The 25,764-nt window shown below is 37.6% G+C and carries 16 protein-coding genes; 10 read left to right on the forward strand and 6 right to left on the reverse strand.

Annotated elements, in window-relative coordinates:
- The first annotated feature begins 277 nt into the window (after positions 1–277).
- The 3 genes from AO058_RS04230 (at position 278) to murQ (ending at position 4,091) form a co-directional block, all read left to right on the forward strand.
- Positions 278–1,543 carry a sugar MFS transporter gene (locus tag AO058_RS04230; protein WP_075325389.1) on the forward strand — a complete coding sequence of 422 codons (1,266 nt, stop codon included), beginning with the start codon at positions 278–280 and terminating at the stop codon, positions 1,541–1,543.
- Between the two features lie 82 nt (positions 1,544–1,625).
- Positions 1,626–3,200 carry a beta-N-acetylhexosaminidase gene (locus tag AO058_RS04235; protein WP_075325390.1) on the forward strand — a complete coding sequence of 525 codons (1,575 nt, stop codon included), beginning with the start codon at positions 1,626–1,628 and terminating at the stop codon, positions 3,198–3,200.
- Between the two features lie 75 nt (positions 3,201–3,275).
- Positions 3,276–4,091 carry an N-acetylmuramic acid 6-phosphate etherase gene (gene murQ / locus AO058_RS04240; RefSeq protein ID WP_075325391.1) on the forward strand — a complete coding sequence of 272 codons (816 nt, stop codon included), beginning with the start codon at positions 3,276–3,278 and terminating at the stop codon, positions 4,089–4,091.
- A 77-nt stretch (positions 4,092–4,168) separates the two neighbouring features.
- Here murQ and AO058_RS04245 read toward each other — a convergent pair whose 3' ends face one another.
- Complete coding sequence (locus AO058_RS04245) at positions 4,169–4,924, reverse strand: DeoR/GlpR family DNA-binding transcription regulator (RefSeq protein ID WP_075325392.1); 756 nt, start codon at positions 4,922–4,924, stop codon at positions 4,169–4,171.
- 299 nt (positions 4,925–5,223) lie between these two features.
- Here AO058_RS04245 and AO058_RS04250 point away from each other — a divergent pair, with 299 nt between their 5' ends.
- The 6 genes from AO058_RS04250 to AO058_RS04275 all read left to right on the forward strand — a co-directional run bounded on the left by AO058_RS04250 (position 5,224) and on the right by AO058_RS04275 (position 15,670).
- A complete protein-coding gene (locus AO058_RS04250) occupies positions 5,224–8,424 on the forward strand; it encodes a SusC/RagA family TonB-linked outer membrane protein (RefSeq protein WP_232228888.1) in 3,201 nt (1,066 codons plus the stop codon).
- A gap of 19 nt (positions 8,425–8,443) precedes the next feature.
- Positions 8,444–10,156 carry a RagB/SusD family nutrient uptake outer membrane protein gene (locus AO058_RS04255; RefSeq protein ID WP_075325393.1) on the forward strand — a complete coding sequence of 571 codons (1,713 nt, stop codon included), beginning with the start codon at positions 8,444–8,446 and terminating at the stop codon, positions 10,154–10,156.
- Between the two features lie 81 nt (positions 10,157–10,237).
- A complete protein-coding gene (locus tag AO058_RS04260; protein ID WP_075325394.1) occupies positions 10,238–11,836 on the forward strand; it encodes a glycoside hydrolase family 10 protein in 1,599 nt (532 codons plus the stop codon).
- A 6-nt stretch (positions 11,837–11,842) separates the two neighbouring features.
- Positions 11,843–13,300: a sodium:solute symporter gene (locus AO058_RS04265; protein WP_075325395.1), complete on the forward strand. Its 1,458-nt coding sequence runs from the start codon at positions 11,843–11,845 to the stop codon at positions 13,298–13,300.
- A 12-nt stretch (positions 13,301–13,312) separates the two neighbouring features.
- Positions 13,313–14,329 (forward strand): dipeptide epimerase, encoded by a 1,017-nt coding sequence (locus AO058_RS04270; protein ID WP_075325396.1) that lies wholly within the window; start codon positions 13,313–13,315, stop codon positions 14,327–14,329.
- Between the two features lie 114 nt (positions 14,330–14,443).
- Positions 14,444–15,670, forward strand: coding sequence for a C40 family peptidase (locus tag AO058_RS04275; protein ID WP_075325397.1), 1,227 nt, complete (start codon positions 14,444–14,446; stop codon positions 15,668–15,670).
- Between the two features lie 110 nt (positions 15,671–15,780).
- Here the strand turns inward: AO058_RS04275 and AO058_RS04280 are convergent, their stop codons facing one another.
- From AO058_RS04280 to AO058_RS04300, 5 genes are read right to left on the reverse strand one after another with little or no spacing between them, the layout of a single operon-like run.
- Positions 15,781–19,575: a phosphodiester glycosidase family protein gene (locus AO058_RS04280; protein ID WP_075325398.1), complete on the reverse strand. Its 3,795-nt coding sequence runs from the start codon at positions 19,573–19,575 to the stop codon at positions 15,781–15,783.
- 19 nt (positions 19,576–19,594) lie between these two features.
- The gene (locus AO058_RS04285) at positions 19,595–20,182 is read right to left on the reverse strand and encodes a peptidoglycan recognition protein family protein (RefSeq protein WP_083634130.1); all 588 of its coding nucleotides are present in this window, start codon (positions 20,180–20,182) and stop codon (positions 19,595–19,597) included.
- Between the two features lie 51 nt (positions 20,183–20,233).
- Positions 20,234–21,169 carry an N-acetylmuramoyl-L-alanine amidase gene (locus tag AO058_RS04290; RefSeq protein ID WP_075325399.1) on the reverse strand — a complete coding sequence of 312 codons (936 nt, stop codon included), beginning with the start codon at positions 21,167–21,169 and terminating at the stop codon, positions 20,234–20,236.
- 4 nt (positions 21,170–21,173) lie between these two features.
- Positions 21,174–23,096 carry a glucosamine-6-phosphate deaminase gene (gene nagB, locus AO058_RS04295; RefSeq protein ID WP_075325400.1) on the reverse strand — a complete coding sequence of 641 codons (1,923 nt, stop codon included), beginning with the start codon at positions 23,094–23,096 and terminating at the stop codon, positions 21,174–21,176.
- 6 nt (positions 23,097–23,102) lie between these two features.
- On the reverse strand, positions 23,103–24,389 hold the full coding sequence (locus tag AO058_RS04300; protein WP_232228889.1) for an ROK family transcriptional regulator: 1,287 nt from the start codon (positions 24,387–24,389) through the stop codon (positions 23,103–23,105).
- A 215-nt stretch (positions 24,390–24,604) separates the two neighbouring features.
- Here AO058_RS04300 and AO058_RS04305 point away from each other — a divergent pair, with 215 nt between their 5' ends.
- On the forward strand, positions 24,605–25,762 hold the full coding sequence (locus AO058_RS04305) for an acyltransferase family protein (RefSeq protein ID WP_075325402.1): 1,158 nt from the start codon (positions 24,605–24,607) through the stop codon (positions 25,760–25,762).
- Positions 25,763–25,764: the final 2 nt, after the last annotated feature.

Below are 25,764 nucleotides of genomic sequence, written 5' to 3' on the forward strand. Positions count from 1 at the left end.
ATTTAAGTTTACAAATATAGTTTATTTCATAGTCCTAAAAAGAAAGATAGATAATAAGAATATGGAAAACCGATTTTAGAAATTATCGCTTTTCGAATAATTCATTTAAATAAAAAAATGGTTAATCTTTTAGTTAATTATAAAAAAACTTACTTAAGTGTGTAGTGGTTGTAAAAAAGTTTCTTTTTTTTGTAAGAAACAATTATGTTAGAATTTTGCTAAAAGGCGTTAAGTTTAACCCAAAAATAAATTCTCAACTTATATAAGATAAATACCTATGGCAGCTAAAACCGCAACCAACCAGAACAACACCAGTAGATCTATTGTTATAATTGGGGTGTTATTTTTCATCTTTGGCTTTGTTACCTGGCTAAACTCTGTGCTTATTCCTTTTTTAAAAACAGCCAGCCAGTTAAACAATTTTGAATCTTACCTCGTAGCTTTTGCATCTTACATTTCTTACTTTGTAATGGCAATCCCCTCAGCCTGGGTTTTAAAGAAAATAGGTTTTAAGAACGGAATGTCCCTGGGACTTATAGTTATGGCCATAGGTGCTTTAATTTTTATTCCAGCTGCAATGTCCAGAACCTACGCAATGTTCCTTTTTGGATTATTTGTTCAGGGAACAGGATTGGCGTTACTACAATCTGCTGCCAACCCGTATATCACTATTCTGGGGCCAATTGAAAGTGCAGCGAAGCGAATTAGTATTATGGGAATTTGTAACAAAGTTGCAGGTGCCTTAGCTCCAATTATTTTCGGTGCAATTTTGCTGAAAAATATGGATGCGGTAGAAGCAAGGCTAGAAGGAATGGGTGCCGCCGCAAAAGCTGCTGAATTAGATGAACTCGCTTCACTCGTGATTACACCATATATAATTATGGCTGTAATTTTGGTAGGATTATCGGTGCTTATTTATTATTCAGCTTTGCCTGAAATTGAAACCGATGGAGAAGATGATACCCTTGCTGCTGCTAATAAAAGCAAGACCAGTGTGCTTCAGTTTCCAAATTTATTATTAGGAACTCTGGCGATGTTCCTGTATGTGGGAGTAGAGGTAATTGCAGGAGATACTGTAATAAGTTATGCACGTGATGGGCATGATATTGCAACAGATGTGGCTAAATATTTTACCACTTATACTTTAATTGCAATGATTGTAGGTTACTTAATTGGTACGGTAACTATTCCAAAATATATAAGTCAGCAGAAAGCCTTGCAAATTTCGGGGATACTTGGAATTATACTCGGGTTAGCTGCAATTTTTACTGATGGGTATATTTCAGTGCTTTGTATTTCCCTTTTAGGTTTGGCAAATGCTTTGGTATTTCCGGCTATCTGGCCTTTAGCACTTCACGGCCTGGGAAGATTTACTAAAATGGGATCTTCATTTTTAATTATGGCCCTTGCCGGTGGAGCTATTTTACCGCTAATTTATGGTTACCTGGCAGATACTTTTGATCCGCAATCGGCTTACTGGATAGTTATCCCAAGTTACCTTTATATCTGGTTTTTTGCTGCAAAAGGGCATAAAATAAAGTAAATTACCTCGGAGAAATAATCTCTGATTTCTGGGTTGGTCCTGGAGTTTATAAATTTCGATTATCGAGTAAAATATTGTTATAATGAAAAGTTTAAAGTTAAGTGTTAGTTTAGTTTTTTTAGTGTTATTTCAGTGGGGTTTATCCGCACAAGAATCCCAAACTGAAAAACCGGCAATCATTCCGCAGCCGGCAGAAATTGAGTGGAAAGAAGGTTTCTTTACACTCCAGGAAAGAACAGTGGTTTGTTTTAATTCCGGTGCAGAAGCATCGGCTGCCTGGCTGCAGCGATTGTTGAAAAATACTTATACGCAAAGTTATACTATGAAAGGCGAAAACTGTAACGGTTTTAGCCTTAATCTTGATCCAAATCTTGAAGAAACCCTGGGGAAAGAAGGTTATAATTTGAATATATCTTCTAGTGTGGTTAGTTTAGAAGCAGCTTCGGAAGCAGGACTTTTCTATGGAATTCAAACCATACGACAAATGTTCCCGGCTGAAATTGAAAATAAAAAAGTTTCAGAAGAAATTAAACTTCCGCAGGGTAGTATTTCAGATAGTCCAAAATACGAGTGGCGTGGTTCCATGCTGGATATTGCCCGTAGTTTTTTTGGCCCAGATTATATTAAAAAGCATCTAGACAGAATGGCTTTTTATAAATTAAACCGACTTCATTTGCACCTAACCGATGACCAGGGTTGGCGAATAGAAATAAAACAAAAACCCAAACTAACTGAACTGGGAAGTAAAGGCGCTGTAAAAGGCGGTCGTTCCGGGTATTTAACCCAGGAAGAATATAAAGAAATCCAGGAATATGCCGCAGCGAGAAATATTGTAATAGTTCCTGAAATTGATATGCCCGGCCATATTTATTCTGCATTAATGGCGTATCCTGAATTGAATTGCGACGAATTTGCAAATATTGAACCCAGGTTGGCAACTCCTCCACAACTTTTCCACGAGTACACAGTGGGCTGGAGCAAATTATGCCTGGATAAACCGGAGATCTACGATTTTGTTGCAACGGTTTTAAGCGAAATGGCCGAAATTACTACGGGAGATTATTTGCATATTGGAGGAGATGAAATTGAAGATGAACGCTATAAAGAATTTGTGATAAAAGCAGATTCTATTGTTCGAGGTTTAGGAAAAACAACCATTGGATGGGAAGAAGTAACCCAGGCACAGGTAGATAGTACATTGATTAGTCAGCGTTGGAATGGGAAAACCAATAGTGTAGTGAATACGCCTATAATAGAATCTATTTGTTCAAGTTTTTATTATGATCACGCCAACGTGCCGGGACAGGAAATGACCAATAACTGGTGCAAGGAAGATGGAGTTTCTTTAAAAGATGCTTATACCTTTAAGGTGAAAAACCCAAATACAATAGGGGTAGAGGCTCCGGTTTGGACCGAGATGGTACTTTCTAATGAAGCTGCCGATGATAGGTTTTGGCCGCGAACAATTGCGATGGCAGAAGTGGGTTGGAGTGAAGAAGAAAATAAAGATTATAAAAACTTTATAAAAAGATTAAGTGAACATGGATTGCGACTGGACCTTATGGATGTGCATTACTTTCGAACTCCAGAGGTAGAATGGAACAGCGATAGAAATAAAGGTGTTTTTTCAGAATTTATGCCTAAATCTAAATTTTAAATTATTTTAGATATTTTATTTAAAAAATTTACCCTCGAATTATAGATCGAGGTATATTATAATTAAACCTAAAAAATGGAGAATAATAATCCCGAAACTGAAAAAACTTCTAAATATAATGATTTAGAGAAAATGAGTACTTCAACTCTGCTTCACAATATAAACAAGGAAGATAAAACCGTTCCAGAAAGTGTTGAAAAAGAACTTCCTGCAATTCAAAGATTAGTTGATGCTATAGTACCTAAAATGGAGGCCGGTGGGAGATTACTTTATATTGGAGCTGGAACAAGTGGTAGACTGGGTGTTTTAGATGCTTCCGAATGTCCTCCTACTTTTGGTGTTTCAGATGAATTAGTTATTGGCTTAATTGCTGGGGGTGATATTGCGTTAAGAAATGCTGTAGAAAATGCTGAAGATGATACCAATCAGGCCTGGAAAGATCTTCAGAAGTTTGATGTTTCAGAAAAAGATGTGTTGGTAGGGATCGCTGCATCAGGTACTACTCCATACGTTATTGGCGGAATTAAGGATGCGCGATCTAAAGGAATTGTTACCGGGTGTATAACCTGTAGTTCCGGAAGTCCCTTGGCCAAAGCAAGCGAATTCCCTATAGAGGTGGTTACTGGCCCTGAGTTTGTAACCGGCAGTACAAGAATGAAAGCAGGTACTGCGCAAAAGCTGGTATTGAATATGATCTCAACCAGTGTAATGATAAAACTAGGTAGGGTAAAAGGCAATAAAATGGTAGATATGCAACTTTCCAATAAGAAATTGGTAGGTCGCGGAACTAGGATGATCATGGAGGAACTAAATGTAGATGAAGCTGAAGCCGCACGATTGCTTCAAACATACAAAAGTGTACGAAATGTACTGGCAAAATATGAAAATTAATATTTTACGAAATATAATGTTGTAACTTTTCTACAATGGCATTACTTAATTTCAGGTATTAATTGTTTTTAATATCTCTATAATAAGTCCAGGCCTATACTTCTATATTTTTGTAGTTCTGGTGAGTTAGGTTCTAACTCTGTAATTAGTGTATCTACAGCAATCGTATCACAAACTTTAAAACGGTTATAGGTGTTTAGCTTTTTAGAAATGGTAAGTGAAACTAATTTTTTGGAAGATTTAACCATTGCCTTTTTCATTTGGGCGACCTCCCAATCCAGTTCGGTAACACCTTTTTTTATATCCATATAACCTGTGCCTAAAAAACAGATATCGACTGTGATTTCCGATAAAAGGTTAATTGCACTTCCTCCTGCCGCAAGTTGCGAGCCGCGGGATAATTTTCCTCCAATAAGATGTACTTCGTCATTTTTGGAGGTGTTATTAAGCAGTTCTACAGCCATAGGGAGACTTGGAGTAAAGAAAGTTAAATTCATCTTTTTAGGAAGCAATTTTGCAAGTTCTAAATTAGTAGACCCCCCACTAATAAGCACCACATCGCGATGGTTTAGAAGTTCGACTCCTTTCTTTGCAATAATAGATTTATTTTCATATTCGTACACCTCCCGAGTATTATCGGAATGAATATTAAATCCATTTGAAACCGCTCCTCCGTGAACTTTTTTAAGCTGTTTTAATTTATCCAGTTCCATAAGGTCCCTTCGTACAGTATCCATAGATACATTAAGAGTCCTGGTTAGATCACTTAGTAGAACCCTGTTATGTAAATGTACTTCGTCAAGAATAATTCGATGGCGCTCTGTTTTTTTCATATTAGATCTTTGAAACTGGTTTTTGGATTAAAGAACAGTATATAACAAAATTAATTTGAATCAAATTAATATGTTAAAATTTCTGAATTAAGAGTTTTTAAAATAAAACTATTTTTTTATTAAAATTCCGTGTGTGCAATTAAAAATAGCAAAAATTAGGATACTAGAGCAAAAAAAACGGCAAAATAAGTAGATTATTGCAATTTTTAGTTGCTATTAAAAAATTTATATGATATGTTTGTTTCATAATTAATTGTTAATGTATTATGATGGGAAAACGTTTTCGTAAATCTATTTTAGTGTTAGTCTGCTTATTTTCAATTCAGGCTTGGGCACAGGAGAGAGAAGTTACTGGTGAAGTTTTTGATACAGACGGGATACCTCTTCCAGGGGTAAATGTATTTGTAGAGAACACTTCAACAGGAACTGTTACAAATTTTGACGGACAATTTTCTTTGAGTATTCCAGATGATAACAGTATAGTACTGGTTTTTTCGTCTTTGGGATTTCAAGAACAAAAAATTACCGTAGAAGATCAAACTAACTTTAGCATTACTATGCAAACCGATACCGAAGGCCTCGATGAGGTTGTAGTAGTTGGTTATGGTAGTCAAAAACGAAGTAATGTAACAAGCGCAATCTCTACTGTAGATGCAGAGGTTTTAGATTCAAGACCAATTACAGATGTTGCACGAGGATTGCAGGGTGCAAGCCCCGGGGTTACAATTACTGCTCCAACGGGTCAAATAGGTCAGAACCCAACCATTAGACTACGTGGTAATGTAGGAACCTTAAGTCCCGGTGGTGGTGGAGCTCAACCTCTAATTTTAGTAGATAACGTAGAGGTTTCGAGCCTTCAATCTATTAACCCACAGGATATAGAAGATATTTCTGTCTTAAAGGATGCGGCATCCACTTCTATTTATGGAGCGCGAGCTGCCTGGGGGGTTATTTTGATTACTACTAAAAATGGTAGAAGAAGCCAGGCACCAACTGTAAATTACTCAAATAACATTTCCTGGTCTACACCAACTAATACACCCACGGTAGCACCTGCGGCTGAGGGAGCTGAAATGGCTTTTGCTGCGGTGAGAAGAAGAATCCCTTCCTTGGATGCATTTGGACTGGTTAATATGTTTTTAGATGATACCGCTATTGAAAGAATGAGGGATTGGGAAACTAATTATGGAGGTCAGGATCTTGGACCAGAAATGGTAGAAGGACGTGATTTTGAAATTAGGGATGGTAGATTATTTTTCTATCGACCATGGAACCCGGAGGAAATGTTTGTTAAAGAATGGGCTCCACAACAAAAACATGATGTGTCAGTTTCCGGAGGTAGTGAAAAAACAAATTACTACGTAGGTTTGGGTTATTTAGAACAGGGAGGTGTTTATAAAACAAACCCTGATGAATTTGAAAGATATAACCTTAACTTAAGTGTTAACACTTCTATTACTGACTGGATGGATGTAAGGGCTAAGGTCCTTTACACAAATACCAGAACTACAGAGCCTTTTGCTTTTGGCTCTGCAACTTATGATGCCTGGTATTATACTACCAGATGGCCGGCATACTATCCATATGGAACATATGAAGGTAATCCTTTTAGAAGCCATATTAATGAAGTTACCCAAGCTAATATGAACGAGAATAACAGGGCACTAACCAGAATTAATTTAGGAACTACTATTAATCCAATAGAAAATCTGGCAATTAATTTTGATTATACTCATGATGGTGTAGATAGACATGAACACCAGGTTGGAGGCTCTGTTTCGGCTTATAACTTCTGGGCTACTGGTCCAAATTTGGTTTATGAACCTTACACCAGTCCTGCTTATGACAGGGTAGTTTATAATTCTTCCTGGAGTAGAAGGAATACGGCAAAAGCTTTTGCCACATATGATCTTAATATAGCTGATGATCACGATTTTGAAGTTACAGTGGGTGGTGATGCTGAAGAATTTGAATTATGGGCTCAATCTTCTCAAAGAAGAGACCTTTTAAATCCTGAACAGGGAGAGTTAGACTTAGCTACAGGTGATCAGTTTGTAGGTGGAGACAGAGAACACTGGACCACTTTAGGTGCTTTTGCTCGTATAAACTATTCATATAAAGATAAATATCTTTTAAATCTTAATGGTAGATATGATGGTTCTTCCAGGCTTTCTGCAGATGAAAAATGGGCTTTTTTCCCATCAATGTCTGCCGGTTGGATTGTAACCCAGGAAGACTTTATGGATTCTTTAAAGCCTACTTTATCGTTCTTTAAAATAAGAGGTTCTTATGGTTCTGTAGGTAATCAAAATGCATTAATTTCTAATATTTACAGAACAATGTCTTCGTATAATTCTGGATGGTTAATAGATGGTGAAAACCAGTTAGCTACCGGTACACCGGGTGCATTACCGGCAGATTTAACTTGGGAAACTGTTACTACTTTAGACCTTGGTTTTGATGCCAGATTCTTTAAAGATAAATTAGGAGCAAGTTTTAGCTGGTATGAGCGTACCATAAGTGATATGCATAGTGCCGGTGTAACTTTACCAAGTTCATTTGGAACTTCGGCTCCAATAAGGAATTTTGGTGAAATCCAAACCCGCGGTTGGGAATTGGAAGTTGATTTTAATCATACTTTTGATAACGGACTTAGCATTAATGCAAAAGGAAATTTAACCGATTTCACTGAAAAAGTAACCAAATTTGCCAATACTACCGAAGGAATTAATTCTTATTATGAAGGTAAAGAGCTTGGAGAAATTTGGGGTTACGAAACCGATAGATTTTTTACCGAAGACGATTTTGATTCAGATGGAAATTTAGTTGATGGAATTCCTTCTCAGGAAATTTTTGAAACAAACGGTTGGTTTGAGTATGGACCCGGTGACATAAAATACAAGGATTTAAATGGTGATGGCGTTGTAGATTTTGGTTCTAGAACAGTAGGTGATAGCGGGGATATGAAAAGAATTGGTAATTCTACACCTCGATACCAATATGGATTACAATTAGGAGCAAACTGGAAAGGTTTTGATTTTAATATGTTTATGCAAGGTGTTGGAAAACGTGATTTCTGGGCTAATGGACCAGTTTTCATTCCGGGATATCGTTATGGAGAAGCCTGGTATGAGCATCAGTTAGACTATTGGACACCAGAAAATCCAAATGCATATTATCCAAGACCTAATGACCAGGGACAGTCTAATAACGCTATGAACTTTTTACCACAATCTAAATATTTGTTGGATATGTCTTATTTGAGAATGAAGAACATTACCCTTGGGTATACCATTCCAACTTCTCTAACCGAAAAATTTGAGGTAGAAAGATTTAGACTTTATGTAAGTGGTGAAAACCTGTTTGAATTTACAGGAGCTCAGATACCTGTAGATCCAGAAGTAGATTATACTACAGCAGGTTTAAATGATACATCAACTTTTGGCCGTGTATATCCTTTTAGAAGATCATTTTCTATTGGAGTTCAGGTAACGCTTTAATTTTAAAAACTTAGTTGAAATGAAAATAACAAATAAAATATTCATTCTTTTCTTTCTTGCGGTAGGTGTTGCAAGTTGTGAAAAAGATTTTCTGGATACTCCTCCACAGGATGTCCTTGTAGACGAGACTTACTGGTCTAGTGAGGGGAATGTGAAAACCTTTGCTTACGGATTTTATACCGCATATTTTTCAGGGTATGGCTCAGGTTATACCTGGGGAAAATATTTTACAGGACAATCGTTAAATGATGATTTTGCACCTACAAATCCACCAAGGTTTACGCTTCAGGTTCCAACTTCCGGTGGAGGGTGGACCTTTGCCTGGGTGCGTAAAGCAAACATTTTTATAGATCGTGTACAGGGGGTAGATATGGAAGAAGAAGCCATTAACCACTGGACAGGTATTGGTAGATTTTTTAGAGGTTTAGAATATCATGACCTTGTAAAAGATTTTGGAGATGTTCCTTATTATGAAGAAGAACTTTCTGAAAATGAAGATGAGGTTTTATATAAAAAACGTGATGATAGAACCTTTGTTATGGATCGGGTTTTGGAAGATTTCCGGTTTGCGGCAGAAAATGTAAGAGAAAATGTGGAGAATGATGGTCTTGAAGTGGACAGGGATGTGGTATTAGGTTTTATGTCAAGAGTTTTCTTATATGAAGGAACCTGGCAAAAATACCATGAGAATAATAATGAAAAAGCCGCTGAATATCTGGAAGCAGCAAAATGGGCAGCTGAACAGGTTATTGAATCCGGCAACTATTCATTAGGAAATTATAGAGAAGTTTTCAATTCTTTAGATCTTTCAGGAAACCCTGAAGTTCTACTTTACAGAGAATATGAAGAGGGTATGATAACCCACGCTCTAAATAGTTACAATAACATGGAGCCTCAAACAGGTGTTTCTAAAGATGGAATTGAAGCTTACTTAGCAGATGATGGATTACCTATAGGTATTTCTGATCAATATCAGGGAGACAAAGGTATAGAAAACGTAATGGCTAATCGTGACCCTAGAATTTATGAAACTTTTGTTTCAGATGAATTAAGAATTAATGGTATAGATGCAAATTATTCTACCACAGGATATGCTGCTCACAAATTCTTAAATGAAGATATTAAAGATGAGCCTAGAGGAAACTCTAACTTAAACCCTACTGATGCACCAATTATTCGTTATGGAGAAATCCTTGGTAATTATGCAGAAGCTGCTTACGAGCTTTCTACAGTAGGCGGGGCAGCATTTACCCAGGAAGATTTAGACAAATCTATTAATGTATTAAGAGACAGACCTGGAATTAATATTCCGCATCTTGAAGTTTCTGGAGATCAGCCGGCCGTTAACGGCCAAACTTACGATGATCCCCAAAGAGATCCAGATGTTGCTCCTATTCTTTGGGAAATTCGTAGAGAAAGAAGGGTAGAGTTGATATTTGAAGGATTTAGGTTAGACGATCTTAAGCGCTGGGAAAAACTGGAATATACAGATATGGTTCAGTACCCGGATATCAATCGTGGAGCCTGGATAGACAAATCAAATTATCCTGATGCAGATCTTGAAAACCTTGAAGTAACAGAAGGAGATGAAGGTTATTTAATCCCAGCTTCAGCCGAAGAATCCTTAAGAACTTTTGACGACCCCAGAGTTTATCTTGAACCTATTCCATTAGATCAAATTACATTGTATAGAGATCAGGGAGTAGAACTGGAACAAAACCCAGGTTGGTAATATATTTAATATGAGTTAGCTAGAAAGTCCTTCGGAATTAATTCTGAAGGACTTTTCTTTAATTATTCCAAATCCCTAATTATGAAAAAATCCATTCTATGCCTCCTTGTACTATGTATGTTTTTCTTTTCCTGTAAAACTGCGAAAGATGCACCTCAACCTCAACCACAGGAAAAACCTGAACCTGAAGAGGTTGTTGAAGAAATCCCAGAGGAAATTGAAGCTCCAGCAACTCCAGAAGAAGATGAGGTTAAATGGGATCCAAATACTCCAAAAAATATTGAAGAATTCCGGGCAGCCTGGGTGGCCACCGTTGCCAATATCAACTGGCCCAGTAAACCCGGTCTTTCAACTTCAGCACAGCAACAAGAAGCCCTTGAACTTTTAGATTTTTTAGAAGAACACAATTTTAATGCAGTAGTATTCCAGGTACGTCCGCAGGCCGATGCTCTTTACGACAGTGAAATAGAGCCCTGGTCTTATTATCTCACCGGAGAACAGGGAAAAGCTCCCGATCCTTATTACGACCCGCTTAAATTTTGGGTTAATGCTGCTCATGAACGCGGTTTAGAGCTACATGTTTGGTTAAATCCTTATCGTGCTCATCATACAACCGGGAAAGAAATCAGTGAAAAATCGGTCATTAAAACCAATCCTGGTCTTGTTGTGGAACTGGAAAATGGAATGTGGTGGATGGATCCTGCTCAAAAAGGAACACAAGATCGTTCTTCGGCAGTAGTGATGGATATTGTAAAGCGCTATGATGTTGACGGGATTCATTTTGACGATTATTTTTATCCCTACGATTCTTATAATAACGGCAAAGATTTCCCAGATGATAAGAGCTGGAGGGCCTACCAGGCTGCTGGCGGGGAACTTTCTCGTGGCGATTGGCGTAGAGAAAGCGTTAACGTTTTTATCAAAAGAATTTACGAGGAAATTAAAGCAGAAAAACCCCATGTAAAATTCGGCTTAAGTCCTTTTGGGATTTGGCGCCCGGGATATCCTGAATCTGTTCAGGGTTACGACCAGTATGATAAGTTATATGCCGATGCTAAACTTTGGTTAAACGAAGGTTGGATAGATTACTACACCCCACAGTTATACTGGAAAATAAGTCAGCTTGGGCAGAGTTTTCCGGAATTATTGGGCTGGTGGCAAAGTGAAAACACCAAACAACGCCATTTATGGCCGGGAATGAATGTTGGTGGGGAAGGTGACGAAATGCATATTACCGAAGTGATCAATCAAATTATGATTACCCGCGGAATGCTTCCGCAGAGCAAAGGGGCCGTGCATTGGAGTATAGGTCCCTTGTTGAAAAATAAGGAATTGGCAAAAGCTATAAAAGAAGGACCTTACAGAAAGAAAACCCTGGTTCCGCCAAGTCCCTGGTTAGATAACACCCCACCGGAAATTCCAAATGTCACGGTGAATGAAAATCTTGATAAGATTGAAATGACCTGGGGAGTTGAAAATGATGAAGATATTCACAAATGGGTGCTATACTTTAAATACGAAACCGGAAACTGGGATTATAAAATTTTAAATTCCGAAAAAAGAAGTCAGGATTTGCAGAAAGAAGTAGGAGGGAAGAAAACTAAACTTCAAAAAATTGGAATTACATCTGTAGATCGCACCGGTAATCAGAGCGAATTTATAGAAATTGAAATAAATTAATCATTTATGAGCCCTATCCTCGTTTTTGGAGTAATCGCCGGTTATTTTGTTTTATTACTGGCTATTAGTCATTTTACTTCAAGGCAAGCCGATAACAATACCTTTTTTACCGCAAACAGGCAATCGCCCTGGTTCCTGGTAGCCTATGGGATGGTTGGCGCAACCCTTTCTGGCGTTACGTTTATCTCTGTTCCCGGGGAAGTCGGTAATTCCAACTGGACCTATTTGCAATTTGTGATGGGGAATATGGTAGGATATGCGGTGATTGCTCTTGTTTTAATTCCGTTGTTCTATAAATTGAAATTAATTTCAATTTATGAATATTTAAAAGATCGCTTCGGGCAAAACTCCTATTATGCAGGGGCTTCGTTTTTCCTTATTTCCCAAACAATAGGTGCTTCTTTTCGATTATTTTTAGCGGCATTGGTGTTGCAAATCGCTTTTTTTGATGCTTTTGGAATTCCGTTTTGGGTAACGGTAATGATCACCATTGCTTTAATCTGGTTGTATACATTTCGAGGAGGAATTAAAACCATTGTTTGGACAGATACCCTACAAACCACTTTCTTATTGTTAGCTGTGGTGATCAGTATTTTTATGATCGTAGACCATATGGGACTTAAATTTACCGATGTATTCGCAACGGTGGCTAACAGCGAAAAATCTACGATTTTCGACTGGAATTGGCGCTCTAATAATGCATTTTTCAAGAGTTTTCTGGCGGGAATATTTATTACCATCGCCATGAACGGACTTGATCAAAATGTGATGCAGAAAAATTTAACCTGTAAAAGTATAGGGGAAGCACAAAAGAATATTTTTTGGTTTTCTATCGTATTTTTCTTCTCTACTGTATTGTTTTTAGCCCTGGGAGTTTTACTTTACAAATACGCGATGGACCAGGGAATAGCCATTCCCGAAAGAACAGATGATCTTTATCCGTTACTAGCTTTAAATCACTTTGGAATTCTCGCCGGTGTTGTTTTCCTCTTAGGAATTACCGCCGCGGCATTTTCCAGTGCAGATTCAGCATTAACAGCACTTACCACTTCGTTTTGTGTTGATATTTTAGATATTCAGAAAAAGGAAAAAAATCAGAAAAAGACCAGGTTACTGGTTCATATTGGCTTTACCATATTAATGTTTATTGTAATTATAGTTTTTAATTCGCTAAATGATAGCAGCGTGGTAAGCGCCGTATTTAAAGTTGCCGGCTTTACTTACGGACCACTTCTGGGGCTATTCGCTTATGGTTTATTGAGTAAAAATCCGGTTAGGGATAAATGGGTACCCGTAGTATGCATTTTATCACCGGTAATTTCAGTAATTTTAGATTTCAATTCTGAAGCCTGGTTAAACGGCTATCAGTTTGGTTTTGAAATTTTGTTGGTCAACGCCGCAATTACCATGTTAGGCCTTTTCGCCCTATACAAAGCTAAAACCGATGAGGTTTCTATTGACTAAATTTTTAAGAAAATGGAACTAAAATTTCATCCATACAACCTGGAACTAAAAAACACCTTTACCATAAGTCACGGTTCCAGGGATGTTCAGCCAACTTTAATCGTTTCCTTAAGCGACCGTGGGTTTACCGGTTATGGAGAAGCTACAGCAACTTCCTATTACGGGGTTACGATTAAAAAAATGCAGGCCGATATTCTTAATATTGAAGACTTAATTGCTGAAAATATTCTCCTGGAACCTGAGGAATTATGGGAGTTAACCTATCCGCATTTAAAAGAAAATCCATTTGCGCTATGTGCATTGGATATGGCTATGCATGACCTCCACGGAAAAAGAAATCGCCAACCGCTTTATCAATTATGGGGGCTGGATTTAAAGAATATTCCGCTTACCAACTATACTATCGGGATAGATTCTGTAGAAAAGATGGTTCAGAAAATTAAAGAATTTCCGTGGCCACTTTACAAGATTAAACTCGGAACCGAAGATGATGTAGCTATTGTTAGAGAACTGCGGAAACATACAAATTCAATTTTCCGGGTAGATGCTAACGCCGCCTGGACGGTAGATCAGGCTATTGAAAATGCCAAAGCCTTAAAAGAATTAAATGTTGAATTCTTGGAACAGCCCTTAAAAGCCAATAATTGGGAGGGAATGGAAAAACTTTATAAAGAATCGGTTTTGCCACTTATTGCCGATGAAAGTTGTATTGAAGAAAGCGATGTTGAAAAGTGCGCAGGCTATTTTCACGGAATAAACATTAAGCTTACCAAATGCGGCGGACTAACGCCCGGAAAAAGAATGATTCTAAAGGGAAAATCACTCGGTTTAAAAGTAATGGTGGGTTGTATGACCGAATCTACCGTGGGAATTTCAGCCATCGCACAATTATTGCCGCTCTTGGATTATGTAGATATGGACGGCGGACTTTTAATTAAAAATGATATCGCCGATGGCGTAAAAGTCTATGACGAAAAAGTACATTTCCCTAAAAGAAACGGCACCGGGGTTGAATTGTATGAGAAATAGAAATATTACGTCATTCTGTCCCGAAGCTTCGGGATCGTTTCAGAATCTAAGCTTCCCAAAAAGTAAAAATCATTCGTGAATTTGTGGCGAAAACAAGAAACTAAAATTGAAATAATGAATTTAATAAAACCTTATTTACCCTTTTTACTAACGCTTTTCTTATTCGCTTCCTGCGATGAGAAAGAAGAGAAAAAAGAAGAAAATCCGCTTCAAAACCAAATAGTAGAAGTAGAAGAAAACTACGCACCAGATGGACGGGTTGCACTCTTTGAAGTTACAGCCGAAAAAAATGGAGAAACCTATATTCTGAGAGGAGAATCTAATGACCCTGAAGCGGTAAATTCTTTAAAAGAAAAGCTAGAGTCAGAAAATATCAAGTTTACCGATAGCATTCAGGTACTTCCAGATACTGAAGCTTTGGAAGATAAGATTCGTGGAGTTGTAAAAATTTCAGTGGCAAATCTAAGAGATGAACCAAAACATTCGGCGCAATTGGTAACTCAGGCAACCCTGGGAATGCCGCTTAAGGTTTATAAAAAAGAAGGAAGTTGGTATTTTGTTCAAACTCCGGAAGGTTATTTAGCCTGGGTAGATTACGGCGGAATTGAAAATATGACTGAAGAAGAATTTGCTAATTGGAAATCTCAGGAAAAATTAATTTTTACCGAGCCTACGGGTAATTCTTATTCCGAAGCAAATTCAGACTCTCAAACAGTTTCAGATCTTGTAGCTGGGAACATTTTAGAGCTTATAAGCGAACAAAATAATTTTTATAAGGTAGAATATCCAAATGGGAAAAAAGCCTTTGTAGAGAAAGCCTACGCTCAGCCTTATAAAGAATGGCTGGCATCTTTAGATCAAACTGAAGAAGATTTGGTGGCTACTGCACATAAATTGATGGGATTACCTTATTTATGGGGCGGTACTTCTCCTAAAGGAGTAGATTGCAGCGGTTACACTAAAACCATATATTTTCTAAACGGAATGGTGATTCCGCGTGATGCATCGCAGCAAATTCATACCGGAGATGTAGTAGATACCGATAAAAACTTTGAAAATCTTGAAAAAGGCGACTTGCTTTTCTTTGGAAAACCGGCCACCGATTCTACTTCAGAACGCGTAATTCACGTAGGAATGTGGATTGGTGATAACAAGTTTATTCATTCAATGGGCGAGGTTCATATTAGTAATTTTGATACCGAAGCCGAAGATTTTGATGAATATAATTACAATCGCTACTTAAGAACCAAACGGATTTTAAACAAAGAAGATAAAGGCTTAATCTACCTTAAAAATACCGATCTTTTTACTACTTCAGAAGCTGAAGAAGTGAAGATGTGAAGTTTTTAAAGAAGCTCTTATAGCTTTGATCCTGAAATCGTTTCAAGATCTACGATGTTATTTACTCAAACCTCACAGGTTTCCGAAACCTGTGAGGTTTTTTTTGCTATTTATTCTCCAAGCTTTTCAAATACGTAATAACCGCCACCTTTATCCCAGCTGCAGAAAATTATAGTATTCCCATTTTTTGAAACTCCTATGCCCCGAGGCTCTGCACCATTAACCTCAGGTAATTCTAAAGTCCACATTTGCTGTTTTTCTTCATTTCTATAGTGAATACTCGAAGGCGAAATTCCGCTGGAACGTACAGCGGCATAAATGGCATTATCTACAACCTGTATTGCACTAGAGCCTGCAGAAATGCTGGTAATATCCTCCTTCTTAGTATAGTCTTTAGCATTTTCGCTACTATAAACCTGGATCTTAGGGCTGCCAGGATCGGGAAAAAAAAGTGTTTTGCCATCCTGAGTCATAGCAAAAGTTCGCGATAAATTTCTATTTTTTAGTTCAAGAGTTCTTAGCAGTTTAAAAGTTTCTCCTTGCTGTTTTAGTACATAGTTTGGATCTTCTCCAAAGAGCGACATCGCGTATATTTCTCCATTTTTAGCTGCGCGTGGTGCTGTAATTGCTCGTGCGCCTTTAGGTGCTTCCCAAACAGCAAGCCCTTTCCCGGTTTTCGAATCAATCTTAATTAATCTGCGGTTAATTCCTACTAAAATATTTCCGTCCACATCTACTCCAATTCCGTTGACAGGATTTAAATTATAGACCTCGCCCTTTATCTCTACTGAAGTTAAGGGTGAAAAATCTGTCTCTTTATCATTTGAATTTTGAATAATCAACCCACGGTTGTAATCAGCCAGCCATAGTTTGCCTTCGTGATCCCATTCGGCGCCATAGCCAGCACCAGATTCAGCTGTTTTTCCTTTGTAGGCATATTTCGGAGCGGGTATTTGCGCAAGATCATCTAAGGCTTCATTAGTTTTTATCAAATTTAGAGTGGTAGGAGCAGAGTAGGAAAAATTGCTACCGTCACTTGCCAACACACGATGGTAAAAGCTTACCTGTTCACCAATTTCAGAATCTTCAAGGAGGTCATACCATTGTTTTTCTGTCATTTTCAAACTGGTTTCCCTACCTGTTTTTTTCTGAAGAATTATTTCTGAAAAATCCTTATTAGGTGATAGTTGATAGATATAACTTACAAAATCCCCGTTTTCATCTAAGGCCTGGCTCCATTTTATTTCGTAGAGAGCCTCAATATCGCGTATTGCATAAGTGTTCTTCGGGTAATGAGAAGTGATTTTAGCAGGTTCTGGTGCTTTATTTTGAGTCGGTAATAATTGAGCTCTTAAATTTCCTTTTTCGGTATTTATTTGAATATAAATGCCACCAAAATTAAGATAGCTCTTAATTTCTTCAGTAAGTTTTAGTTCAGTAGAAAAGGTACCACTTCCGGGAGAAGATGCTTTGAGCTTCACTTCTTTCAGCAATTCGCCCTTTTCGGTATGTCTTCCTTTATAGATACCTATGGGTTTTTTATCAGAAAATTTTGAAGTTATATTGAAGTAGCTTCCTGAAATTTTAAGCTTATCGTTTTTAATTTTAGCTTCAACCTGAGCTATGCCGGCAATATTTTCTGCATTGGAATTTAAAGAAGATAGGAAAGCTTTAAATTTTTGACTGTCTGGGATATCCCTACGCAACATATAGCCGTTTACACCTATCATTGCAGAAGGTAAAGTCTTTTCTTCAAATAAGCTCATCTCTGCAGCTTTGTCTTTTTTTATATCATAAGTACTATAAACAATAGAATCTTTTGAATTAAAAATATCCATAATCGTTATAGTATTTACGGGTTCTCGGCTCTGGGTTAACCAGGAACGAGGGCCGGAACCGGCAGCGCCCGTATTTAAGAATTCCACTTTTCCTCTTTTCCCCGGGTAATAAGCATGCTGGTGCCCGCTTATATAGGTCTTCACCTTGTATTTTTCAAGAAGATGCTGGAGTTCTTTAGCATTTTCCAGTACATTACCTTTTGAATCTCTTTCCTGGGCTACGCTGTAAAGTGGCATATGGCCTATTACAAATCTATTTGGTGCATTCTTAGCTTCAGGGGTTTGAAATTGTTCTTTCAGCCATTCAAGGTTTTCTTCCGTGATTTTTGAAGAAGAAGCCTCCCAGGAAACAAAAAAGTTGTTTTTGGCTATAAACGAATAGTAGTTTGGGAAATTAGATTCATCTATAAAATGCAGGCCTGTTTTGTCAATATTTTCTTTCCAGAAGTTTTTGGCAAATTTATGTTCTACGGGGTAGCTTCTTGGGCCATCGTGATTGCCCAGTGTAAAAGCAAAAGGAATTTTTTCTTTATGAAGGGGTTCTATAATATGTTTTTTAAAGCCATTCCACATTTTTTGTAGTTGGGCTGTTTCAGAAACTCCCATTCCCGCTACCATATCGCCACCACAAATAACTAAATCTGGTTGCCAAACCTTCGGAATTCTATTTATTATGCTATCAACCTGCCATTCGTAATTAGCAGCACCCAATCCAGAATTTAAATCTGAAATTACAGCGATACGTAAATCTCCGCGTTTGGGTAGTACTGGAGAATCTTTTTTGGCGACTAACCTTATAGCATCTGTAATAAATTTTCCTTCGGCAGCTCCTATAATCTCCAGGGTATCCCTGGGGCCAATTTCAAAATTTCCCAATACATTCCATTTCCCTAAATTATTGAGAGATTTTTGATTAATGCTAAGGGTATCGATTTTGCCTTCGCTATGTAAAATATAATTTACAAATTCAGAATTTCTTTGAGTGTTTACGCTAAACCAGGCGGCTAACTGGTAATTATTTCGCTTAATATCTTCAAAAGTATAAAAAGCTTTATTTAGATTGTTTGAAGTGGCTACCCGGGAGGCGCTCTCTCCATAATAATTTGAATGGTTTGAGCTGTTCCAAATTCCTGTTTCAGAATAATTCCTGTCTTCGGTATCAAAAATTATTGGTTTTGGGCGTTGCGGCACCTGGGTTTCAGCGATTACTAAAGCTCCCGCATTTTTCCTTAAACTATTCCGATTTCCGCCGGTAATATCTGCAGGAATATTTACTATTTCGTTGGCAGCGATCATTGCCGAAGATCCGCCACCATCTAGATTTACTGCATCTTTAGCACCAACCTCTAACATTAATTGTGCTAATTCGCCTAAACTTACTCCCGCACTGGCTTCCTGCCGCCCGTCTACCACCATAATAATTAGGGTGTTTTTGTCTTTGTAGCCAATGGCACTTCGCGGATGCCGGTCTAAATGGCTTCCTTTAAACCCTTCTTCTTTATCGGTTACATTTATTTTTCCGTTTTTCAATAAAACTGGCCCGCCACCAACTGCCTGGCTTACATCCCAATTTTCTGAAGCTGAATTAATATCTGGAGAAGCAAATTTCATTGGAATATCATTTTCCCCGGAATTCACCCAGGCGATTTCCGGCTCTCCGTTTTTCATTCCAAATGCACCCCTGGAAATTTCACCGCTGGGTCCAGGTGAAATAACCTCCCCATCCTGAATAATAGTACTTACCGAAGAATTTGAAGCAAAATAACCGCCATTTATTGCCAAAACTCCATTTCCTCTGTTATAAGTTTCTTTAGTGGTTTCCCTAATGGTATTGCTGCCAAGAGAACGTAATTTTAGATTTTCGTCACTCAAGTCTACGAGAGCATACATTGCTCTTACGGGATTATTATCGGGTAAAGTTCCATAAGCATCATAAATCTTTATGGATGCCGGTAGGTTAATGTTTAGATCTTTTCTTGGCTGCCAGTTGAGGTTTATTTCCTGGGCTTGCAGGGGTAAAAAAAGTAAAAGACCTAAAATGCTGATGATTAATTTAGGTGCTTTCATAACAATAAATTTTAGGAGGTTATCTTAATTGAGACAATTTTTGATATAGGTTGTTTCCGGGACAACTGGTCTCGGCCTGGTCTTTATGGCCGCTAATTGTGTTATGGGAAATTTCGTATTCGCTGGAAATATAAAAGATAAGTTCTTTTAAACTTTCCCATTGTTGAGGTAGCACTTTTTCTTTATTAAAATCCCCTTCTACTACAATTAGTACGTGCCCTTCAAGGTTGTAGTCAGTATTAGAATCGCCCTGGAATTTTATCTCCCTTCCTTCAGCAATTTTACCATTGGTTGCAATATAAAAATGATAAGGAACATCTGCCCAGGCTTTTTTTATACTACCATCGGCCATTGGGGAATCTTTTTGGGAGAAATTTTGCAATGCCTGCAGTTTCTTTTCTATAGAAAGTTCCGGTTTTTGAGGCATCCCTGTATGGTGAATGGTAATAAATTCCGGTTTATGCGACTTCATTTTCATAACCGGTTTTTGGGCATTCCAATCTTTTCTTTGAATAATAGCTAATTCATTTTCAGAAATTTGCTGTGCAAAAAGTGAAAAGCTACTGAAAAACAAAAGAAGCAAAATAAACTTACCAATATGACTCATAAAATTGCCTTATTTAATTTTTAAATTGTTTTATTTCTGAAAAATAGGTGCCTACAAATACTTCTTATGCAGCTGGTAAAGTACTTTAAGATCGTGCTTACCAAAAGGTTGGTTTAAATCTTCCTGAATAAAATGCAATTTAAAAGCGCTTTTAGCAGCCTCCAGATCTGACGTATTAAAGCCTATAATTTTAAGAGCATTTTCAACATTGAAATCGGCGGGAATTACTTCAGGGAAAACTAATTTATCTATAAAAGGAATTCGGGTATTAAGTCGGCTGTTGAGGTTAATCGCCAATGGATTCGGTTTAAAAAATTCGGCTTCCAGTTTTAGATTTTCTACTTCAGCTTCATCATACCATAACCCAAAACCTTCTTCGGCTAAACGTTTCCAGGGGAAATTAGCATTGGGGTCTACTTTTCTTGAGGGTGCAATATCGGAATGGCCAATAAAATTTTCATCAGGAATACTGTATTTTTCCTTAATTTCCTTAAGCAATTCAATTAAACTATTTATTTGAAGATCGGTAAATTCTTCTTTCCCATTATTATCAATTTCAATCCCCAGGGAAGAAGAATTTAAATCGGTATTATTTCCCCATTTCCCAATTCCACCGTGCCAGGCGCGGTAGTAATCATTTAGCATATGAAAAATTTCACCGTTTTTGGCAATTACATAATGCGAACTTACCTGTGTTCTGGGAAGGGTAAAAGTGGTTAATGTTTGTCCAAGAGAATCCTGAGCGGTGTGGTGAATTACCACGTAATTAGGTTTTCTCAGGTTAAAATTAGTAGTTCCCACCCAGTAGTCACCATAATTGAGTGCGGATTCTTTCTGGTTTTCGGGGGTGGGGAACTGCTGTAATTGTTTACCGTAAGCTTTTGCCTGTTTTTTATGTAAACGATTGGTTTTTGCGTAAGGGTTACTTCCGCAGGAAATAATAGCCAAGGCCATTATTAAATAAAAAACAGGAATTAATTTTTTCATTGATCTATTCGAATTTCCATTTTACAAAGGCTTCCATTGCTTCGTAATTCGCTAATCCCAGTTTATCATAACTTTCGGCTGTTTCGCGATTTCTCTCTTCTGCTCGTACCCAGAATTCCCGTTCATCATCGCCAGGGAATACCGGCCTGTCTTTTTGCGACTGGTGTTGGAAAATAGCGTCTCTTTTGCGTTGTACTTCTTTGGGAGAAAGCGGTACGGCCATTTCAATTTCGTGCACTTCAAATTCCTGCCAGGCGCCACGATACATCCATAACCAGCAGTCTTTGGTCCAGGATTCAGTTTTTCTAAGCCTTTTCATAGCTTCCAGGATAATCCTAAAACATACAATATGAGTCCCGTGAGGATCGGCAAAATCGCCGGCGGCAAATATTTGATGAGGTTTTACCTCTTTCAATAATTCCATGGTAAGTTCAACATCCTTATTGGTTACTGGATTTTTTACTTTTTTCCCGGTTTCATAGAAAGGCAGGGCCATAAAATGAATATTTTTATCTTTTAAGCCGGCATAACGGGCACCTGCAATCGCTTCAGATTTTCTAATAAAAGCTTTTACATCTCTTATTTCATCTAAATCTATCTCGTTAGGCTCTTTCTTATCGATAAAGTCACGCATTTTCTCGTAAGTAGCCTCCAGCTTTTCGGTATCTTCCCCGGTACTTTTCTTAAAATCTATGGCAAACTCTACGTAACGTAACACATCGGTATCCCAAACAGCGGTGTTCCCTGAAGTTTGGTAAGCTACGTGAACATCGTGGCCCTGGTCTACCAGCCTAATAAAAGTTCCGCCCATAGAAATCACATCATCATCTGGGTGTGGGGAGAAAATAATAGAACGTTTCTTTGCAGGGCTTTTACGTTCCGGGCGCTGGGTATCATCAGCATTTGGTTTTCCTCCTGGCCAACCGGTTATACTGTGCTGTAACTGGTTAAATACATCTATATTAATATCGTAGGCGGGGCCTTGCTCGGTGGCAAGTTGCGCCATTCCGTTATTATTGTAATCTTCGTCAGTAAGTTTTAGGATTGGTTTTTTTACTTCGGAAGAAAGCCAGATTACCGCTTTTTTAATAAGCGCTTTATTCCAGGAACAGTCTTTTACTAACCACGGCGTATTAAATCTTGTTAACTCTGAAGCCGCATCTTCATCTAAAATAAATTCTACATTATCTGAAAGCTGAAGGTAAGTTGCTGGGACATTTCCAGACATTTCTCCTTCAACCGCTTTTTTAATAATTGGAGCTTTTTTCTTGCTCCAGGCCATTAAAATAATCTCTTTTGCTTTAAAAATAGTACCAATTCCCATAGTAATGGCTTTGGTAGGTACATTTTCTTTTCCGCCAAAATCTCGCGAAGCATCCCTTCGGGTAAGATCGTCTAATGTTACTAAACGCGTTCCTGAATTTGGTGCTGAACCCGGTTCGTTAAAACCAATGTGACCGGTTCTACCAATTCCCAATAATTGAAGGTCTAAACCGCCAACAGCACCTATTTGATTTTCATAGGCGAGACAATAATCGGTAATATCTTCTTTGGCCAGGGTTCCATCTGGAATATGAATATTCTCCCTTTTTATATCTATATGGTTAAAAAGGTTTTCGTCCATAAACTTCACGTAGCTCTGTTTAGCATCAGGCTGCATGGGGTAATATTCGTCCAAGTTAAAAGTAATCACGTTTTTAAAGCTAAGTTTTTCTTCTTTATGCATTCTAATTAGCTCTTCGTAAACTTCTACCGGGGTGGCGCCTGTAGCCAGGCCCAACACGGCATTTTCATGCTTGTCTTGTTTACGTCTAATAAGATCTGCAATTCGTTTAGCTACCTTTTTTGAGGCAATATGTTCATCTTCATAAACTTTTACCGGTAGTTTTTCAAAACGTGTTTCTTCTAAAAGATTTAATCTGGCCATAATTTTTTAACTAATTTGGGATTTCACCAGGCTAACCTGGTCTTTAAAAATATCGTCCATTACTGCTATGGTACCGCCATATAAACTGGAATTTGCACCCAGGGTAGAAAGTTCTATTTTGGTGCGTTCCTTAAGCTGCATCATACAGTAAGTGTTCATTGATTGTTGAATTGGAGTGGTGATAAACTGTTTAGCTTCGGCTATTTTTCCTTCTAAAATCACTAATTCGGGATTAAAGATTTGAATGAGGATTGCGATACCTTTTCCAAGGTTTATTCCTATTTCAGAAAGTACATTTATCGCAAACTGGTCGCCACGGTTTGCGGCATTAATAATAGTTTCTGGCTCCAGTTTTTCTAACTCTTCCTTCTTAAGTTTATTTAATACCGAAGTTTGTCCCGCTTTTAAACCTTCTTTGGTTTTTCTAACAAGGGCAAGTCCCGATGCTTCTGTTTCCAAACAACCGCGTTTCCCGCAGTGGCAAAGCAGCCCATCTTCTGTCATTGGGATATGTCCAAATTCGCCTGCAAAACCCGATTCGCCGCTGTGCATCCTGCCGCCCATAATAATTCCCAGGCCAATACCCCAGTCCATAGAAATTACCAGAACATTACTCTTGTTTTTGGCTGTACCAAATCGAAATTCAGCTAAACACGCACTTTTTGCATCGTTTAAAATAGCCACCGGCTTTTTAAACTTTTTCTCAAATTTATTTTTAAGTGATTCGGGCTCCTGTTCGCTTAGATAATAGGTGAAGTTTTTGCCCGCTTCAGCCGAAACCAGTCCAGGCATGCTTATACCAACACCCATTACCTGGTCCAGTTTCACTTTAGCTTCTTTTAATAATTTCTGGGTCCACTCAAATAAGAGATCTACAATATTAGAATCTGTAGAAATCTCTGCGGGCCAGGATTGTTCGTGTAGAATGGTATGGTTATTATCAATTACTGCCAACTTAATTCTAAACCGTTCTATATGAATACTCACCACAAAAAACGAATTCTCTACAAGTCCGTAAAGGTCTGGTTTACGGCCACCTTCAGATTTCCCCCTACCTTTTTTTATCACTATGCCTTCCTCAATAAGTTGATTGAGCAGAGACATGGAAGTAGGTAGGCTTACATTAAAGCGCTGGCAAACTTCGGCGTTTGAGGTTTCACCATTCAGAAATAGATGTTTTATAATCTTTAATTTCTGAAGGAATTTCTTTCGCTCTACATTATTAATATTAGATAGTTTCTTTTCATCTATAAAAAAGTCATGTAGATCTGTTGGCATAGTTTGAGTTGTCATATTTTAAAATAAAAGCATTAATAGTTTGTTTTAAGCTTTTAAAAAAATGAATTTATTTTGAATTTAAAAGTATATAAAAAAATTATTTTTAAAAATACTTTTTCGATTTTTTTATAAAAGATTGATTATTTAATCGAAATTTATACTTTTATAGGGTATTATAAACTTGAATTTTTAAATCTAAACCTCAGCTTTTAGGAGTACCATAAAGAAGAATGACTGAAGTCAATAAACTATTTAAGGAAGCAAAAACCGGAAAAAACCAGCGTTATTTAGCTTTAGATGTATTGCGCGGACTTACCGTAGCGCTAATGATACTGGTAAATACGCCAGGGAGCTGGTCACATATTTATGCGCCGTTTAAACACGCTCCCTGGGATGGATTTACCCCAACCGATTGGGTTTTTCCTTCTTTCTTATTTGTAATTGGCAACGCGATGAGCTTTAGCCTACGTAAATATGAAAGCATTTCTGAAAGCGTATTTTTAAGAAAGGTCTTTAAAAGGGCGGCACTTATTTTTCTTATCGGGTTATTTTTAAACGCATTTCCGTTTGTATTTAGACAGGAAGGCGAACTGGTTTTTAAGAATTTGGCGAATATGCGAATTATGGGAGTTTTGCAGCGCATTGCTCTTTGCTATCTTTTTGGCTCGCTAATTCTTCATTATTTAAAACTGAAAAAATCTATCATTTTTGGAAGCCTAATTTTACTTGGCTATTGGGCTGTTATGTGGTTTTTTGGCGATCAGCCTAATCCGCTTTCTTTAGAGCATAATGCTGCGCTGAAGTTTGACCGATTAATATTTAACGATGCCAATCTTTATAAAGGTTATGGCCTCTCGTTTGATCCTGAAGGTTTATTAAGTACGCTTCCCGCAATTGTGAATGTAATTGCTGGCTATGTGGCTGGCGTTTTTATTCAAAGATCAGGAAATAATATTTCTACGGTAATCAAGTTAAGTGTTTACGGAGTCGTGCTATTGATTATAGCGCAAATTTGGGATATTTGGTTTCCTATAAATAAACCTATTTGGAGCAGCTCTTACGTAATTTACAGTACGGGGTGGACGCTTTTAATACTTTCGGCCTTAATTTTGATCATTGAAATTTTCAATTTTAAGAAATGGACGACTTTCTTCGAGGCTTTTGGAAAAAATCCTTTGTTTGTTTTTGTAATGTCTGGCCTGGTAGTAATGCTTATGAATATTATTTATGTTAATGGGCAGGCACTCAAACCCTGGCTTTATGAAAACTTATATCTTAGCTGGCTAAACAATTATAACGCCTCGCTGCTGTTTGCCATTTCTTATATGCTGCTTATGTGGTTGTTGGGTTACTGGTTACATAAAAAACGTATCTATATTAAAGTATAAAT

This window comes from Salegentibacter sp. T436, assembly GCF_001932675.1.
GTDB classification, from domain to species: domain Bacteria; phylum Bacteroidota; class Bacteroidia; order Flavobacteriales; family Flavobacteriaceae; genus Salegentibacter; species Salegentibacter agarivorans.